Source organism: Breznakia pachnodae, from assembly GCF_030814225.1.
Lineage (GTDB): Bacteria > Bacillota_I > Bacilli_A > Erysipelotrichales > Erysipelotrichaceae > Breznakia > Breznakia pachnodae.
This window is the reverse complement of record NZ_JAUSUR010000005.1, coordinates 276,126-294,236: the sequence shown is the minus strand read 5'-3', so window position 1 is coordinate 294,236 and position 18,111 is coordinate 276,126. Positions and strand designations below refer to the sequence as shown.

Genomic DNA, 18,111 nt, shown 5'->3' with positions numbered 1-18,111 from the left:
AAATGGAGAAATTGAAAATTATTGATTTATTTGCAGGATGTGGTGGTTTGCTTGAAGGATTTTTACAATCAAACTTATACACACCTATTGCATCAGTGGAATGGGAAAAAGATCCAGTATTAGTTTCAAGAAAGAGGCTAAAAGAGAGATGGAATATTTCTAATATAGATTCACATGTTATTAGATTTGATATTCAAAGAGAAGACGAATTGTTTAATGGATTTAATGATGGGATGTATGGAGAACATGAAGGCCTTGATTCATTAGTTTATAAGTTTGGTACAGATATAATTATTGGAGGACCACCTTGTCAAGCTTATTCTGTTGCAGGAAGAAATGCTAATAGAATGATAAATGACTATAGAAACTATTTGTTTGAACACTACATATCTGTTATTAATAGATATAAACCAAAAGCATTTATATTTGAGAATGTACCCGGAATGCTTTCAGCGATGCCTGATGGAACTTTAATCACAGATCTTATCAAACGTGATTTAGATGAAATAGGATATGAAATAATTGATGATATTAAGGAGTATGCATTAGTAGATATGAGTGAATACGGGATTCCACAAACTAGAAAACGAGTAATTTTAGTTGGTATTCCAAAAAGAAAAAATGGACAAGAATTATTAAAAGCTTTTTATAATGACTTTCTTTTCAAACATAAAGAAAAAAGAGTTGTTACTTTGGAAGAAGCGATAGGCGATTTACCTAAATTATTACCTGTTGCAAAACCATATAAAATGAATGGTAAAAATATATCGCATGAGGCAGTGGAGGAATCAGAAATTAGTTGGCAAGTTCCTAGATATAATAACGAAAGAGATGTTAATTTGTTTTATACACTTGCTAAAGATATTGAATCCAAAGCTTATAAATATTCTACAACAGATGAATTAATCAAATTATATAAAAAGACGACTGGTAGAGATACATCAGTTCATAAATATCATGTATTGAGAAAAGACAAACCAAGTACTACAATATTAGCTCATCTTTATAAAGATGGATTTAGATTTATACATTATGATAGCAAGCAAGCAAGAACGATTACTGTAAGAGAAGCAGCAAGGATACAAACATTTCCTGATGATTTTCTATTCCCATGTTCAATGGGAGCTGCATATAAAATGATAGGAAATGCGGTCCCTCCATTGTTTGCTAAAAAATTGTCATTTGCATTATATGACTTTGTGCAAAAAAAACTTTTTTAATTAAATTAATATATGTTAAAGTATACTATATATCAAAAACTGGAAAGGAATGATGATACTAGATGAGTACACTAACAAAAAATCATGGAAAACTGTATTTTGATGCATTAATTAGATCACAAAAAGGAAATTCACTTCTTGCTTTTATAATGGCAACTTATCATACTCCTTCAGGCCTTGGAAGAGATGAAAGAAAGCAAGAAATTGCTGACAGAGTGAAGCATGGATATGGACTTTTTAGAGATAATGTTCGTGGCTATGATAATGGTGTTGGAAGCTATGATACATCTATCTCAGCTTTTCAAAGTCAATATACATTGGGGCTAGAAATGGGAATATGGAAGAACTCTAAATTAGAATTAAGTGACCTAGCTGAAAAAGTTGCAAAAAACAATATAACAATTAGGGACTATCTTACTGTAGTTATGTTCAATTATTTTCAGCCAGTTAATTCTGAGAACGTAAGTCCACTAAAGGTAATATTAGAAGGTTTGAGAGATCAAAAAGAGAAATCCTTTAATACTAATGATTTAAAAAAATTTTTCGAAAACAAGAAGATATCTACTAACTCAGAATCATTAAATGCGTTAAATGATTTACTTAAGAATACTAGATTCTTCAATTATGATGAAAAAGAAAAAAAATTAGTATATTGTTATCCCAAAACAATCAATAATTTATTAAGTGAAATACCTATTCGTTATATTGGAGAAGGTGGATATGACTTGGCGAAAGTTGAATTGGGCACAGAAGAAAAATATACGAAATATTTGACTGAGGATTTGCTCGGAATTTCAGTTGAAAAGAAAAAAACATATAATACAGTTAATGATAATAATATCGGATATAACAAAATTTATTATGGTATTCCAGGCTGTGGGAAAAGTTATTATGTCAACAATGTGGTTTTAGGCGGAGTTGATGAAGATAAAATCTTTAGAACAACATTTTATCTAGATTATTGTAATAGTGATTTTGTTGGGCAAGTAATGCCTACAATTGATCAAAATGGAGTTGTTAAGTATGATTATACTCCAGGACCATTTACACTTGCTTTAAAAAAAGCTTATGAACTGGCGGAATCAAATGAGCATATTTACTTAGTAATTGAAGAAATTAATCGTGGTAATGCAGCAGCAATTTTTGGAGATTTGTTTCAATTATTAGATAGAGCAAAGGATGATAGCAAGAGTTTGTATGGAAAAGGAAGTAGTGAATATCCTATATTAAATAGTTTTATAGAGAATTACTTCAAAAAAAATAATGTGAAATATGTAGATGGTAAAATATATATTCCTTCAAATTTAACAATATTGGCAACAATGAATACAAATGATCAAAACGTATTTCCATTAGATACTGCTTTTAAGAGACGATGGAAAATGGAAAAGGTTAATAGTAATTGGGAAGAATGTGATTTTTCAGATTTCTTTATACCAATTAAAGAAAGTAAAATCACATGGAGAGTATTTGCTGACCATATTAATTATCATATTATAAGCAAACGCGATTCAATGGAGATTAGTAAAGAAGATAAACAAATTGGGGCTTTTTTTATAGATGATGAATATTTGATTGATCCAACAGAAACGTATGGGGAAAAAGAATTACAAGAAAAGTTTTATAATTTCTGTTATAAAGTTTTTGAATACCTATGGTCTGATGTGGCAAAATTCGCGAAAGACTATTGGTTCAAATCACCAAATGATGATGTATTAAAACCAGAAAGTTTTGAAAAACTGATATCTTTACTCGATGAATACCAATTAGACGTATTGAATATATCATTTAAAGATATTGATAAACAAGACGATGATAACTGAAGTTAATATTATAAGAGTAAAGGAATCAAATAATTTTGTTGGATTAAGAATCAAGAAAAAATCAATTGATGTTTATGTTCCATGGCTTTATAGATTGAAAGAAAATCCACTACAAAATGACAAAGAGGGGTTAATAAACTTTCTAAAGTCTATCAACTTAGCAAAAACACAAGTACCTGGAAATATCAGTAATTCTAGCAATATTGGAGAAGTGTGGCCCATAGAGTCCTTTATTTGGATTCTGTCAGATTTCTTATCAAATGGTTTATATTTTAGTATAGAGAGAAAAAATGATTACAATAATGGGACAGTTAATTGGAAGAAGACTTTAAAACAACAACCCATGATATCGAATAATCAGTTTTTCTATACTAAACTATGTACATCGTATCGGTCTCTCACTTCTAATACTATTACACAAATATATAGTTTCTGCGTGAATATTAGTTGTAGTAGAATAGGTTGGCTGTATGGAGAAATGTTTAAGCTAGATACAGATGTGTATCTAAGTATTGAAGAAATGATTTACTTGCTTGAGCAAGAGAGAAGTAAAACATTTGATGATGAAAAAAGAATTAGATTTGGACATATGATAAAAATTTTATCTAATATTGATAATGATAATTTAAGAAATTCAAATTTTGTTTTTGGCATAACAAATTATTATTATGTATTTGAAAGAATGGTTGATGTAATGTTCGGGAATATTTATGATAAAAAAATATATCAACCTAGATCGAAATGGGTCTTATTAGATGAAAAAGAAGTTCAAGCTAATCCATTGATGCCAGATACAATTCTAAAAAAGAAAGATATAATTTATTTAATTGATGCAAAATTATATCAATATGGTATAAATAGTGATACAAGATATTTACCAGGTAGTCAATCAATTCAAAAGCAAATTACTTATGGTGACTTTTTAATGAATAATCTTAATATTAGTGAAGTAAGAAATATTTTTATTTTACCTAATAACAATGAAGTTGATCTCTTTTCTTATTTTGGCTATGCACAGGCAGATTGGAGAAATACAGATGGAGAAATTCCGCACGAAAAAATATTCGGATTTTTTGTTGATTTGAGGTATTTAGTTACAAACTATCAATTAGGTAATAATTTTTTTACTTACGAAATGTGTAGAATAGTAGAAGAAAAGTTATAGAAAAAAGATTTATAGAAATTAATAACATGTATATGTAGAGGAGAACTTATGGCAGATAAAATTATTGTATTAGATTTTGGTAGTCAATATAACCAACTGATTGCACGGAGAATTCGTGAACTTGGAGTTTATAGTGAATTGCATTCACATGAAATGACATTAAGCGAAATAAGAGCATTGGGGGACGTGAAAGGGATTATCTTTAGTGGTGGACCTAATAGTGTTTATGATGGAGATGCATTTAAGTGTGATCCAACAATATTTGATTCTGGAATTCCTATATTGGGAATTTGTTATGGAATGCAAATGACACATTATATGAATGGTGGAAAAGTAAAAGCATGTGATTCTAAAGAATATGGAAGAACAGAAATTACAATAGATACAGATTCATTGATATTTAAAGGATTACCTAAGAAACAAGTAGTTTGGATGTCTCATGGGGATCAAGTGTCTGAATTGGCTGATGGCTATCAAAAAGATGCTTATAGTGAAACATGTATATTCGCAGCTACAAGTAATCCTAAAAATAAAATATATACACTACAATTTCATCCTGAAGTAAGACATTCAGAATATGGAAGCGATATACTAAAAAACTTTGTATTTGAAGTCTGTGAAGCAAAAGATAACTGGTCTATGCATGATTTTATTGATATTGAAGTTGAAAAGATAAGAAATCAAGTGGGAAACGATAAAGTTCTATTAGCACTTAGCGGTGGAGTTGATTCTTCAGTAGTAGCAGCTTTACTACATAAAGCAATTGGTAATCAATTGTATTGTATGTTTATTGATCATGGATTATTACGTAAAGGTGAAGCAGAAGGTGTTATGGAGATGTTTGGAAAAGAAATGAACATCAACCTTACAAAGGTTGATGCGAGCAAACGCTTCTTATCTAAACTAAAAGGTATAAGTGATCCTGAGCAAAAACGTAAGATTATAGGTAATGAGTTTGTTTATACTTTTGATGAAGAAGTAAAGAAACTTGTCGCTGGTGAGAATATTAAGTGGTTAGCGCAAGGCACATTATATACAGATGTAATTGAGTCAGGAACAAAGACTGCTCAAACAATTAAATCACACCATAATGTTGGTGGATTACCTGAAGATATGCAATTTCAGCTTATTGAGCCTTTAAATACTTTATTTAAAGATGAAGTTAGAGCATTAGGAACAGAATTAGGACTTCCTGAATCAATGGTATGGAGACAACCATTCCCAGGCCCAGGATTAGGTATTAGAGTTCTTGGTGAAATCACTGAAGAAAAATTAGAAATTGTAAGAGACTCTGATTTGATTCTTCGCGAGGAAATAGCTAAAGCAGGATTGGAAAGAGATATTTGGCAATATTTTACTTGTCTACCGGATATTCGTTCAGTTGGTGTAATGGGGGATCAAAGAACGTATGATTATACCGTTGCAGTTAGAGCAGTTACTTCAATTGATGGAATGACATCAGATTGGGCTAAAATACCATATGAAGTATTGAATGCAATTTCTGTAAGAATTGTAAATGAAGTTGCTCATGTAAATAGAGTAGTATATGACATTACAAGTAAACCTCCTTCAACGATAGAGTGGGAATAATATGAGTCTCTAAACAGGCTCTTTTTTATTTGCTAAACGCTTAAAGTTTGCTTTGGGATAAATATTTCCTGATAGTAACAAAATTTAGGGCAAGTCAAGAAAAGTAGTTTTGACATATATAATTTAGGAGAGGATTATATACGAGAAACCTTTAAATTAGTTTAGAAAGTTTATGATATAATTTTATTGAAGTAGTGTTTCAATATTTGTTCGAGAATAAAGGTATTCTGAGTCAAGTATTATCTAAGTAGAGTTATACTTTGTAAGTGAAGGGGGAATTGATATGGTGAATCAAGATATAGAAAATATTGAAAAGCACATAAAGACACATTCTGAAAGTTCAGATGAAGACAGATCAGCTGTTACTTATTTACAAACGGTTTTACGATCCGGAGGTAAAATAAATGCAGCGTTCTCTCACAACGATAAATGGCCTAATACTGATGGCGTTTTTGAGTTTGTTACTAATCCTAAAATTTCAAGGCGTCCAAGACAAAACTTTATTGTTCAAATTAAAGGAACGCATGTTTATCAAGAAAATAATGGAGTAGTTAAATACTCTTTGAAAAGCTTGGCATTTCCTGCTTATATATATAGTAATATTACTCTAGATCCAGGTATACTTTTTCTAGTACTTAATCCAGACAAGAGAGGTGAGGAAAGGGTATTTTGGAAGTATATGTCAGTAGACTTTGTAAATTCAATAAATTATGAAAACAACAGTATGACAATAGACTTTTCTTCTAATGAAGAAATAATTAATACTAATAAAGGTATTGAGGAATTTTGTTGTAAAATCGATAAAATTATTAATCATCATTCATTTATAAAGCGATTAGATGACAGAAAATATAGTAAACCTGATATTATTAAAATTATTGAGACATGTAATGAGCAGATTACTGAAAGTATTGATAGAATGACTATACTTAATGATACTAGGGATAATGTATCTAAGAGAATATTAAATAGACTATATGATCTTTGTCTTTCTACTCTAGTCTATGATGCATTAATAGATGGTGTTGATAGAGTAAATATACAACTAGCTTGGGAGCAGGCGATTTTAAATATTGATACCAAGAATTTCACAGTATTTTTTAAATCTCTTAAATATGTTGGTAATCGAATTCCGGATGATGGACAATCAGAGCGATTAATGCTTAAGTATTATGATTTTCTTTGGGGAATCAGAAAATTTCTTTATGAAAAATATTCTATCAGTGTTTTAGATAATTTAGAAAAGTTTCCATTAGAACTTGATAAAATTGATCAACAGTATTTTGAAACAGTTGCTGAAGCAGTCAATTCCGTGGGAATTAGAACAGGACCGCTTTGTATTTCAAGATATTATGTTCAAAAAAAGGTTCCATTTTTCGTCGGAAAAGAGAGATATTTTGAGGTTACATTACAACTATCTGATGGATATGCAACCAAGTATAATAGAATTACTGCATATACTAAAATTAATATTATATCTGATTATTCTATAAAAATATGTTATTTAAACGCTACAATCAATCTTTGGGGAGTTAATTCAAAAATAATGGTAATTACAGATTGGATTGTATCCATTAATCCCACAAGTCTAAATAAATTATCAAAAATAGTACAGACTCCTATTAAACTTACTTCGAACCATAAGGAGTATTCTTCTTTAATGATTTTTCTTACTAAAACAGGTATTAATTTGCTAGAATTGATTGATTTACAATCTACGAAATTTCTATCACTTATCGAAAAAATTTATAATGATACTAATACTTCTCTTTTTCAAGAAGTGTTATTAACTCTAGAGAAAAATTACTCAAAAACTTCTAAGTTATTAGGGCATAATATAATTAGATATCTACTTCTGAGTCTGAGAGAAGATACATTGGACGATGTGATGCCAAACAATTTTAACCCAAAGCATCTACATGGCCAGCCTTATATTTCTACTAGATGTTATCCTTTTGAGAGGAATCCATTCTTGTCGAATTTGGCTGGTAGAAAATCTACGGAGTCTAATATACTAAATCAAATCATTAGCGTTTCAGATAATGACATTATTGAAACTGTAAATCCATACATTACACTTAAAAATGCAATAAAGGAAACTGGTGAAATCTATTTTGAAATGAATTCAATTGCAAGTGAGGAGAAAATTTGTAAATATAACTCTAGTTTAGATTCCTGGGAGTCTAGGCAGGGCTATCAAATAATTAAAGAGGGTGGGTATGTTTATATAGATTCATATGAAAAAACTACCATTAATATATTGGATAAACTTTTGGATTTATCGTACAAGAGTAACAAAGGACAACGGGCGTTTAATAAAAATTATATAGAAAAAAGTAGTATTAGCTTCACTGACAATTTGAAAGAACAAGCTCTTAGAAATGTTTTTGTAGATTCGAAGGTTCTTTTGATTTATGGTGCAGCTGGAACAGGGAAAACCACACTTATTGATTATATTTCAAATCTTATGTCTGAAAGTAGAAAACTCTTTCTCACAAAAACTCACACAGCTTTACAAAATCTTAAAAGACGAATAAATAATCCAGGACCATTAGCTGATTTTATAAGTCTTGATAGTTTTACGAAAAAGGTATCTTTACCTCAGTATGATATTGTTTTTATTGATGAATGTAGCACCATTGACAATAGAACGATGTTATCGTTTCTTGAAAAATTAGACCCTAATACATTTTTAGTTCTTGCAGGAGATATATATCAAATTGAAGCAATCGACTTTGGTAATTGGTTTTACTATGCAAAAGATATTATTAAAACAAAAGGTTCCAATGTAGAATTATTAAGTACTTGGAGAACTAAAGAAGAAGGACTAATTAATCTTTGGAATGAGGTGCGAAATAGAGATAATCTTATTACTGAAAAACTTGTTATAGATGGATCTTTTTCTGAAGATATAGGTAAGAATATATTTAAGAAATTTGAAGATGATGAAGTTGTTCTCTGTCTGAATTATGATGGGAAATTCGGTCTGAACAATATTAATAGTTATTTCCAAAATGCAAATAAAGAAAATGAAGTAATCTGGCAAGAGTGGAGTTATAAAGTTGGCGATCCAATTCTTTTCAATGGTACAAAACGGTTCACGCTTTTATATAATAATTTGAAAGGTAGGATAATAGAAATTGATAAGTTAGAAAAAAGTATAACTTTTACTATAGATATTGACAGAATCTTAACTGAAGTAGAGTGCAAAAAGGAGGGAATAGGTTTTGTGGATGTTATTGGAGATAATTCGACGAGAATTAGATTCACAGTTTATGCTTATGATAGTAGTGATGTCGAGGAAGATACACAAAATTCTAGAATTCAATCAATTATTCCTTTTCAACTTGCATATGCTGTTTCAATCCATAAAGCTCAAGGTTTAGAATATGATTCAGTGAAGATAATTATTCCTAGCAGCAACTCTGAAAAAATCACACATGGTATATTTTATACAGCAATTACACGTGCGAAGAAAAACTTAAAGATTTATTGGAGTGCTGAAACTATGAAGGAAATTGTTGAAAGTTTTGCTTTGGATGAATCTAAACATAAGAGTCTTGAAATTGTGAAGTCTAAGTTATCTTTTTAGTATTGAGTGATTGAATAACCAACTCAAAAGAAACACAAAACGAAAAGAGCAGCAGTCCCCTAATGAAGAATCGCTTGAACAATTCGTTTGTGATTACATGATGGGCTACAATAGGCGATTTTAACTCGAATTCATAAGGCATTCAGTGTAGCACAAGCTGAAATCAATAATAAGTTTGAGAAACGATATGATTAATTCTACTGCAACGTTTACATATGTTTATTGATACTAGCTGTGATTTTAATATGCAATGATAACTTTTATTAATACAATTTTAGTATTTAATGATATAATAAAATTTAGAAAGAATCATATAGGTTCATTTGATATTAATATAATTTAGAAAGGGATATATATATATGTTCAAAATATTACATAAATCTAGAGATAGTGTTATTAATAGTAGTTATTTAGTGATAGTTACAAATTACCAATTTGCAATTGATAATTTAGTCCCATTAATTGACAAACTTGATTTTCAAAGAAATCCATTAAGAAAGTCATTTTACGAAAGATTAGAAGAAGATATATCTAGAGGTTGTATTATGCCTTTTTTGACACTTGCTATACACGAAACGGAAGATGAGTATATGGGTAAGAATTATAATGAAGAAACCATTATTGAGAAAATGAAGGATGGATTTGTGTTGGATGGAATACAAAGATTACATACTTTACAAAGAGCTAAAGAAAGCAAAGATGGTATAAATCCAAATCATCCACTATATTTCAATTTACTTATTTGTGATTCCATGGATAAATTATTGTATAGAATGATAACATTAAATAATGGACAAAAGCCAATGAGTGCAAGACATCAAATAGAAGTTCTAGCACGTAATATATTTGACTTTGAAAAATTATCTATTTTACCAATAACCGAAAAAGACGCAAAATCAAACCGAAAAAAAGATGAGGATGTTATTAATAAAGATAATATAATAAAGGCATACATAGCATATATTAGTAATTCCATAAATATAGATAATCAAAAAATAATTTCTTCTAAAATGGATGAATTACTAACTGATCAAATAATGGATTCAAATATTACAGAACGAGATAGTCAATTTTATGATGTAATAGAATTTATAAAAAAATGTTTTCAAAGAGAAGATTTAAAAAATTGGTTTCTGATAGCCAATAACTTTATAGGATTTTCTGCTGCAATGTCTACTTCTTTTGATTTCTTAAAAAAAGAAAACATTGTTGATTTGGAAAATAATTTAAAAATTTTTGAAAACGCATTTAGCTCTATTGATGTATCTAAAATAAAACTAGGATTAGCAAGAAGAAAAATGGTGAAGTATTATTTTGAAAACTATAGAAAATTATCAAGAATAACAAGCAATCAATTACTAGATATAATTTCAATGGAGATTTAATCTTATGACTTCCTATAATCTTGGAATATATAAGTACTCAAGCTTGTATCAATCATTTGAGTCAAATCTTCCTATAAATATTAGAGTAGATGATGAGACAGCTACAGTTGAAGCAATTTTATTACGATTGCTTGCAGGAGGGGTAAGAGTAAACGATTCAAAAGGAAATCAAATAATACAAAATATTAATTATTTTGAGTTGCCTTATAGTAAAAAATATTATACATTTAATTATAAAAATATCAGTACAATATTTGACGAAAATTACGATTCAAATGATTTGAAAAATAATCCTCAGTTTTTTAATAATTATCTTAATGGAAATAGAAAAAACCATAATGTATTTGAACATGTACTATTAGAACTAACCACATTTATGTTCAGTAATGTTAAATCACCTATTGCAGGTTTCGCAAATTTATATAGATGTTTGGAGTATATATCTTATTGCTTTCCGTTAGTGTATGCAGCAAAGTCAAAGAATTATAAAGGGACATATAAGCAATTACATGGTTTTTTTAATTGTGATTCACAAGGAGAATTAAAATTTTTTAAAACATTTCTTAAGACACTGATTGAAGATGAAAATATTATGGACTATCCTTTTGATATATCGTTAGATAAAATAGAAAATCTAGAGTCTTTTTCGACTCAATGTAGCCAAATATTCAGAGAAAGTAGTTATGAGATCGATGGGAATGCTATGAAAATAAAATTTATTAATATATTAGATTTCTTTATCACAACAAGAAATAGATATTTTCATATGAAAATAGGGGAAGGTCAAAATAACTTTACTCCTAAAGATTACAATATGGATTCTTTCTTAGAACAATTAAATTTCCATTTATTGAACTGGATATCTAACATAATAATGGCCATTACTAGATTTTCTTATACAGAAACTTAATATAGAATTATTAGAATAATAGAATATTATTTAATTGTTTGAAAAAATATACATGAATAATTAGATTAAAGTGTCTACTCTATGTCAATGACACTTTAGAAAATAGACTGTAGTAATTTAGAATCAATATTACACTATGTCATGAAAGGGTGACATAAGGCGCTAGTGTTATGCTAGCGCCTTTATGATGGTGTTGAAATGAGTGAAAGAAACTATAAATTAGAGGGAATAGAAATGAATTCTAGTCAATTAATGTTTATACCAGATTAAGTGTGTGATGAAATTAAACGATTAAAGAACTTTTGTTCTGTTATTACGAGCTAGCTGCTATGTATGATGACTCTCTTCCATTTTAGGTTTCAGTTATTTGATGATTATAATACTGATTGGGTGATAGTTTAGCTAGATTTCATTAGCACTTTTTAGATACATATGTATTTTTATTTATCAAGATAAAGTCTCCTTTGCGAATTGAAGAAAAAGAGAGTATTCATCTTGACAGTAAGTAAAATTTCGAATTTAATTAATATATCAATATTAGAGGGGACTATTTACATGGAAAACAAAGAACTAGAAAACATAGAACAACAATCCACCACACATTTGTGTATTAACTTACCAGATGATGTAGTGAATAATCTTGAACTAAAAAAAGAGGAAGAAGCAACATTGCTAATAAGAGATAATGCATTAGTGATTAAACTTAAAAACAAACGAAAAGGATTACAATCAATTTCATTGTTATGGTTTTTAATACCATCACTAATAATGAGTATTGCTTTCTTTGCTTTTTTCTATTATCAAGGATATGACCAAGTAGCACTAACAGGTACTGATGATATATCAATAGCAACATCAGTAATTGTATTAGGATTAGTAAGTGGTATGTTATGTTTCATTTATTTCTTTATTAAAGGAAAGAAAGGGAAGATAGTCACAACCACAAAAGATATCTACTGGAGAAACTTTCCCGCAATACTAATATCCTTTATGATTGTAATAGCATCATCATTACTATTCTTCTTTTGGTTAATGGGATTATTGTTTGGTGGAATTACTTTTGATTTAATTACATCAACATTTTTATTCTTAGTAATCACAAGTATTATTAATTATGTAATGATTTATATGGCCATTACACTAACACCATCATTACTAACAAACATATTGATTTTCACCATTATAGCGGGCGTAGGAATCGCAATGATTACCAACGGGGAACAACAGTGGTGGCAACACAACTTCAGCTTCCTAGGTACTCCAGATGCAACGAGAGCGTGGAGTTTTAATATAACACTCATCTTCTCTGCATTCTTACTAATGGCTCTGATTGATTACTTGTTTGTTATATTGCAGAAGGCATATCCCAAATCAAAACGATTAACGATATTGCGTGTACTACTAATACTAGTTGCGTTGAACTTTGGTGCAGTAGGGTTATTCCCATACAATGAGATGAAACTATTCCAAATGATTCATGATCAGGTAGCGCATATGCTAGTATATCTAATTATTATTCTGATAGTTGCATTGCGTTGGTTATTACCAACGATATCAAAAGATTTTTTAAAGTTATCTTATGTAATTGCATTTGGATTAATCGTTGCTACAGTGTTATGGTTAGTAGTAGGGTACTTCTCGCTAACAGCATTTGAACTAATTGCATTTATCTTGGCATTTACATGGTTATTCTTATTAATACAACAACTAAGAGAAATGGCAGAAAATGCAAATAAAGTGTTTGATATTACACTAGAATAAATAACAAATATTGAATCGAAAAATAGGTTTAAAAGTTAATAAGAGATAACGAAAAAAACATGGTTATCTCTTTTATATTTTATAAGCAATGTTACTAACTAAACTGCATAAAACCCTTATTTCATGGGATTTTATGAACTGGTATAGTCCAAATTGATGAAATGCTTGTTAATTAGTGGACAAATAGAAAAATAACCATTATAATAAGGATGAATTCTAGTGAAGGGAATTCATTATCTAAGTAAGGAAATACAAACGGGATATAATAAACGGAAGATGTATGCTAGCAAAGTAGTATACATTTTATTTCTTATAGATAGAGGGCGGCTTATGACTAAAAATTCAAATCTAAAGCGATTAACATGGTTAATCCTTGCTTTTTTTGTTGCACTCTCTACTATTTTTAGTGGAGTTTCTTTATTTGCGAACGAAGAAAGCCAAACAAACGAAAATATATCTGTACAAGCCACAGGTAATGTTAATATTGGCATTACTGATTTTGAAATTGTAACAGACAAAGGATATAATATTACAAATTATGCAGCGATGCTTCATGATGATAACCTCATTGTGTCATTAAAGTGGACTGCAACATCAACTAACAGTACGTTTCAAGAAGGCGACAGTGTTTCTTATGCTTTTCTTGAATCAGACGAGTTAGCCTTTTTGTATGCAACAACTCAATATAAGAATTTATATGATGGTAATGGGACATTGGTAGGAAAGTGGCGTGTTGTAGCAACAACAAATGGTAAAACAACAGGACAAATAGAAATGGTGTTTAGTGCATCAAGCAGTAGTACATACAGTGGAACGCTTAAGACGGATTTTGATATTAAGGTGAATATGCCGAATACTACAGGAAGTATTATGGGGAAAGCTTATATTGATACATACTATAAAAATGTCTTATTTTGTAAGAATGACTATACTACAAATGAACTATCAGTAAGTAAAACAGTAAAGAATATAACAAGAGAAGAGAATCATGCAGGATGGGCTGGTGATGTATTAGAATATACAATTTCAGCTACCAACCTAACAGGAAATGATTTGAATGATATATTATTCTTTGATTCTTTAGAAATGTTCTCATCACCAAGTGCTTCTTTTAATGAAGTATTAAAAATATATTGGCATGAAGATGTTGATGAAAGTGTTGAAATATATCTGAATGGATCATTAGTGGTTCAAGGAGAATACCCAAAAACAATGGGTGGGCTAGAACAAAGATATGGAAATTATACTGTTCCAGCAAACTCGACAATAGAAATGAAGTACAAGGTTTATGTAAAAACTATTGCGGATACTGGATTAACAATGGATCAACTAACCTATTATCAACGGCAAATGACAAATACAGCTATTGTAGGAGGAATAAGTACAACTGCCAATATTGATATGCAATTTCCAAATCTTAACTCATCTAAATCAGTCATAGATGAAAATAATAATAATTTTGCTGAAGCAGATGAAAAATTAACATATACAATTACATCATACAATAGTGGAGATGCTACATATGAAGATATGGTGATACAAGATTCATTAACAGGTATTTATCAATATTTTGTTACACCAGATACCACACCAATAACTGTGGACATAGATGGTGCTAAAGATAGTACAACTTATACCATAAGAGATTTAATGGATGGGAATATCAAAAAAGATTTAAAATCAAAATCTACAATTATTATTACATTTGATGTCACCATGAAAGATGAAAGCACTCTTGAAAGTCTAGGTTATAAGAATGTAGAAAGTTTAGTAAATACTGCAAGTGTTGCTGGAATAGAAGTAACTGCAAGTATTAATGCAAATGTACTAATATCGGTAACGAAAGATGCCAAAAAAGTATGTGACAGTATTTGCGAGGATGAAATTATTCGTCCTGGAGATATGGTTGAATATACTATTACAGTGAAGAACGACAGCAATAAAAACTTAGATGAAATTCCTGTAATTGATAATATGGACAATATACTTCAATATTTTGATATTGATGCTAGCCAACAATATGATGATGGTACGCATATTTATTCGTCAAAAGAAGGAAGTGTAGCTGAATATTGGAGATATCTTCCAGCTATTTGGAATGGAAGTTTTAGAATCTGGATTAGTTCAGGTGAAACTAAAACACTTCAATATCGATTAATTGCAAAAGAAACAATAGGAGAAAGAAACTTCGATTTAAACAAATTAAAAAATGAATTAAATGGAAAATTATCAAATACAGTTATTGTATATGACAAATATGAAGCAACAGCATCAATAGAAGCAGGTTCACCTGTTATATCAATTGATAAGAGTGTATTAGATACCAATGGTGATGACTATGCTTCACCGGAGGAAAAATTGTATTATAAGATTGTTGTTCGTAATGATGACAGTGCGACGTTGCCTGACAATACAAAGATACAAGACACATTAAGTAACTTACTACCTTATATTGAAGATTCAACTAACACAGTTGTTGAAATGAAATATACGGATAAGAATGGAATAGTAACTACAGATAACAGTAAAAAGGTATCTGACTTAATAGGCGGAATGTCAGTCTACTTAGAGATAGGACAAGAAGTAGAATTAACATTCGCTGTTACATTAAAAGACAAAAATACAATTAGTGATGGTATTGAATTAGTAAATACTGCAAATGCAAACAAAGTGAGCGACAGTGTAACCATTACGACCTCCAGTAAAGAGATTCCAATCACTGGAATCGAAGATGATACGAATATATGGTATCTCACTATTGGAATTGGAGTAGTGATGGCAAGTCTCTGGTTAATTTACTATTTACGTAAACAGAGGAGGTATCACTAATGGATGGCGAAGCCAAGGTTCTAAATCAAGAACCAGTAAAGAAGCCACCAAGTATAAAAAAAGAAATCATTCGTTTGGTTTCTAAACTACTAATTGTAGTATTTGTCTTTGTATTATTGTTTACCTTTGTATTTGGAGTTTTAAGAACTTCAAACAATACAATGTCACCAGCAATCAAAAACGGAGATATCGTTTTATATTATCGACTAGATAAAAATTATGTTGCTAATGATGTTGTTATTGTTGAATACGAAGGAGAAACACAACTTAGAAGGGTTGTCGCAGTTGCTGGAGACAGTGTTGATATCACGGAAGAAGGATTGATAATCAACGGCTCACCACAGTATGAACCCTCAATTACAACCGAGACTTTGCCATATGTTGATGGAATAGAATTTCCAATAACATTAAAAGAAGATGAAGTATTCCTGTTAGCAGATGATCGAGAAGACTCCCAAGATAGTAGAGTCTACGGTCCTGTGAATGTGGGCAGCATTCAAGGGAAAGCAATCAGCATCTTCAGGCGAAGAGGGATATAAGATATGATTATTAATTTGAAATTAATAAATTTACAAAGTGAAGGGCACGAAAGAGAGGACTTAAAAAATGTCAAAATTAAAATCGAGATTATTTAATGGAGCATTAGCACTTATGATGATGCTTGCAATGTTGGTGACAGTTGGAACAACCACTGTCTCGGCAGCAGACGAAGAGGTGTTTGATGGGAATCCAACAATCACAAAAGAAATAAAAAAGGATGCAGGGACTACAACACCAGATATAGATATTGTGTATACAATAACAAAGAAAGGATTTAATGCTTCATCTGAAATAGCTTATTTACCAAATATTGGAAGTGTGACTTTAGGATTTGATGAAAATAGTGATGTAACTGACAATGGAGATAGTACACTAACAGTAACGGAGACGGGTACAATTGTACTTCCAGCTATTGGTTCTGGCGGATTCGAAAGAGCTGGTGAATATATTTATACAATTAAAGAAACGGAATCTTCTATTAGTTCAGATCATGATTCAATGACTGCATCAGGAGTAGAATATGAAATGCATGTTTATGTTATCAATGATAATGGATTGAAGTCTGCAGGGGTAGCAGTTTACAAAGTGAAAGATGATACTGGAGCAACTATTACACCTGTGAAGATTGAAGGTGGAGAAACAGAATCAACAATCCCATTTTCAGCAGTATATAGAAAAATAGCAGGTAGTGAAAATGCAACTGCTGATGCTAATGGTTATACATCATTTTCAGTAGGAAAAACAGTAACTGGAGATTTAGGAGATGTGGATCAAGAATTTGAATTCACATTAAATTTCAAATCATCACCTTTGCATACAGCAACTGGTACATATACATACATTGTTAAAGAAGGTTCAACAGTAGTTTCTACTGATTCTTTCACACTTGGTGGAGCTAGTACAACAGCTCAAATAGTTGTTGACTTAAAACATGGACAAGAAGTTGTGGTTAAAGACGTACCAACAGGAACAACATTCTATGGTGTCGAAACAGGATTTGGTTCATATACACCAGCAGCTGTAGTAACATCAAATGGATCATCAGCTACATTTGATGGTACAAAAGGTGCAAATATGAATATTAGTTCAGATGGAACTGCAGATTATACTACATTATTAGGAGAAAATGCAAATGGTGCAACAGTAACTAATGATTACAAATCTACAAGTATCACAGGTATCTTCTTAGACAACCTACCATTTATTATCTTAATTGCAGTTGGAGTAGCAGGATTTGGATTCTACGCAGTAAACAGAAAACGTAACGCAGTACGTTAATCCTGGCTAGGCCTAATA

General features: G+C 30.2%; 11 protein-coding genes. All 11 read left to right on the top strand.

Annotated elements, in window-relative coordinates; genetic code table 11:
* The first annotated feature begins 2 nt into the window (after positions 1 to 2).
* The 11 genes from J2S15_RS14470 to J2S15_RS14420 all read left to right on the top strand — a co-directional run bounded on the left by J2S15_RS14470 (position 3) and on the right by J2S15_RS14420 (position 18,093).
* A complete protein-coding gene (locus J2S15_RS14470) occupies positions 3 to 1,220 on the top strand; it encodes a DNA cytosine methyltransferase (protein WP_307409553.1) in 1,218 nt (405 codons plus the stop codon).
* Between the two features lie 62 nt (positions 1,221 to 1,282).
* Entirely contained in the window at positions 1,283 to 3,043 is a 1,761-nt protein-coding gene (locus tag J2S15_RS14465; RefSeq protein ID WP_307409551.1) for an AAA family ATPase, read from the top strand.
* Positions 3,033 to 4,208: an LlaJI family restriction endonuclease gene (locus J2S15_RS14460; RefSeq protein ID WP_307409548.1), complete on the top strand. Its 1,176-nt coding sequence runs from the start codon at positions 3,033 to 3,035 to the stop codon at positions 4,206 to 4,208. The genes J2S15_RS14465 and J2S15_RS14460 overlap by 11 nt, the downstream gene beginning before the upstream one ends.
* A 48-nt stretch (positions 4,209 to 4,256) precedes the next feature.
* On the top strand, positions 4,257 to 5,798 hold the full coding sequence (gene guaA, locus J2S15_RS14455; protein WP_307409546.1) for a glutamine-hydrolyzing GMP synthase: 1,542 nt from the start codon (positions 4,257 to 4,259) through the stop codon (positions 5,796 to 5,798).
* A 283-nt stretch (positions 5,799 to 6,081) separates the two neighbouring features.
* Positions 6,082 to 9,390 carry an ATP-dependent DNA helicase gene (locus J2S15_RS14450; RefSeq protein ID WP_307409544.1) on the top strand — a complete coding sequence of 1,103 codons (3,309 nt, stop codon included), beginning with the start codon at positions 6,082 to 6,084 and terminating at the stop codon, positions 9,388 to 9,390.
* A gap of 359 nt (positions 9,391 to 9,749) precedes the next feature.
* Positions 9,750 to 10,775 (top strand): hypothetical protein, encoded by a 1,026-nt coding sequence (locus J2S15_RS14445; RefSeq protein WP_307409542.1) that lies wholly within the window; start codon positions 9,750 to 9,752, stop codon positions 10,773 to 10,775.
* Between the two features lie 4 nt (positions 10,776 to 10,779).
* A complete protein-coding gene (locus J2S15_RS14440) occupies positions 10,780 to 11,685 on the top strand; it encodes a hypothetical protein (protein WP_307409540.1) in 906 nt (301 codons plus the stop codon).
* Between the two features lie 555 nt (positions 11,686 to 12,240).
* On the top strand, positions 12,241 to 13,446 hold the full coding sequence (locus tag J2S15_RS14435) for a DUF998 domain-containing protein (protein ID WP_307409538.1): 1,206 nt from the start codon (positions 12,241 to 12,243) through the stop codon (positions 13,444 to 13,446).
* A gap of 330 nt (positions 13,447 to 13,776) precedes the next feature.
* Positions 13,777 to 16,275, top strand: coding sequence for an isopeptide-forming domain-containing fimbrial protein (locus J2S15_RS14430; protein ID WP_307409536.1), 2,499 nt, complete (start codon positions 13,777 to 13,779; stop codon positions 16,273 to 16,275).
* A complete protein-coding gene (gene lepB / locus J2S15_RS14425; RefSeq protein ID WP_307409534.1) occupies positions 16,275 to 16,814 on the top strand; it encodes a signal peptidase I in 540 nt (179 codons plus the stop codon). Before J2S15_RS14430 ends, lepB begins: the two co-directional genes overlap by 1 nt.
* Before the next feature lie 67 nt (positions 16,815 to 16,881).
* Positions 16,882 to 18,093 carry a DUF7601 domain-containing protein gene (locus tag J2S15_RS14420; RefSeq protein WP_307409532.1) on the top strand — a complete coding sequence of 404 codons (1,212 nt, stop codon included), beginning with the start codon at positions 16,882 to 16,884 and terminating at the stop codon, positions 18,091 to 18,093.
* The last annotated feature ends 18 nt before the right edge of the window (positions 18,094 to 18,111 follow it).

Excerpts from the sequence above, each read along its gene's own strand:
- J2S15_RS14465 (WP_307409551.1), top strand. The coding sequence starts at position 1,283 with ATGAGTACACTAACAAAAAATCATGGAAAACTGTATTTTGATGCATTA.
- J2S15_RS14420 (WP_307409532.1), top strand. The coding sequence starts at position 16,882 with ATGTCAAAATTAAAATCGAGATTATTTAATGGAGCATTAGCACTTATG.
- J2S15_RS14445 (WP_307409542.1), top strand. The coding sequence starts at position 9,750 with ATGTTCAAAATATTACATAAATCTAGAGATAGTGTTATTAATAGTAGT.
- J2S15_RS14435 (WP_307409538.1), top strand. The coding sequence starts at position 12,241 with ATGGAAAACAAAGAACTAGAAAACATAGAACAACAATCCACCACACAT.
- J2S15_RS14430 (WP_307409536.1), top strand. The coding sequence starts at position 13,777 with ATGACTAAAAATTCAAATCTAAAGCGATTAACATGGTTAATCCTTGCT.
- J2S15_RS14470 (WP_307409553.1), top strand. The coding sequence starts at position 3 with ATGGAGAAATTGAAAATTATTGATTTATTTGCAGGATGTGGTGGTTTG.
- J2S15_RS14460 (WP_307409548.1), top strand. The coding sequence starts at position 3,033 with ATGATAACTGAAGTTAATATTATAAGAGTAAAGGAATCAAATAATTTT.
- J2S15_RS14450 (WP_307409544.1), top strand. The coding sequence starts at position 6,082 with ATGGTGAATCAAGATATAGAAAATATTGAAAAGCACATAAAGACACAT.
- lepB (WP_307409534.1), top strand. The coding sequence starts at position 16,275 with ATGGATGGCGAAGCCAAGGTTCTAAATCAAGAACCAGTAAAGAAGCCA.
- guaA (WP_307409546.1), top strand. The coding sequence starts at position 4,257 with ATGGCAGATAAAATTATTGTATTAGATTTTGGTAGTCAATATAACCAA.
- J2S15_RS14440 (WP_307409540.1), top strand. The coding sequence starts at position 10,780 with ATGACTTCCTATAATCTTGGAATATATAAGTACTCAAGCTTGTATCAA.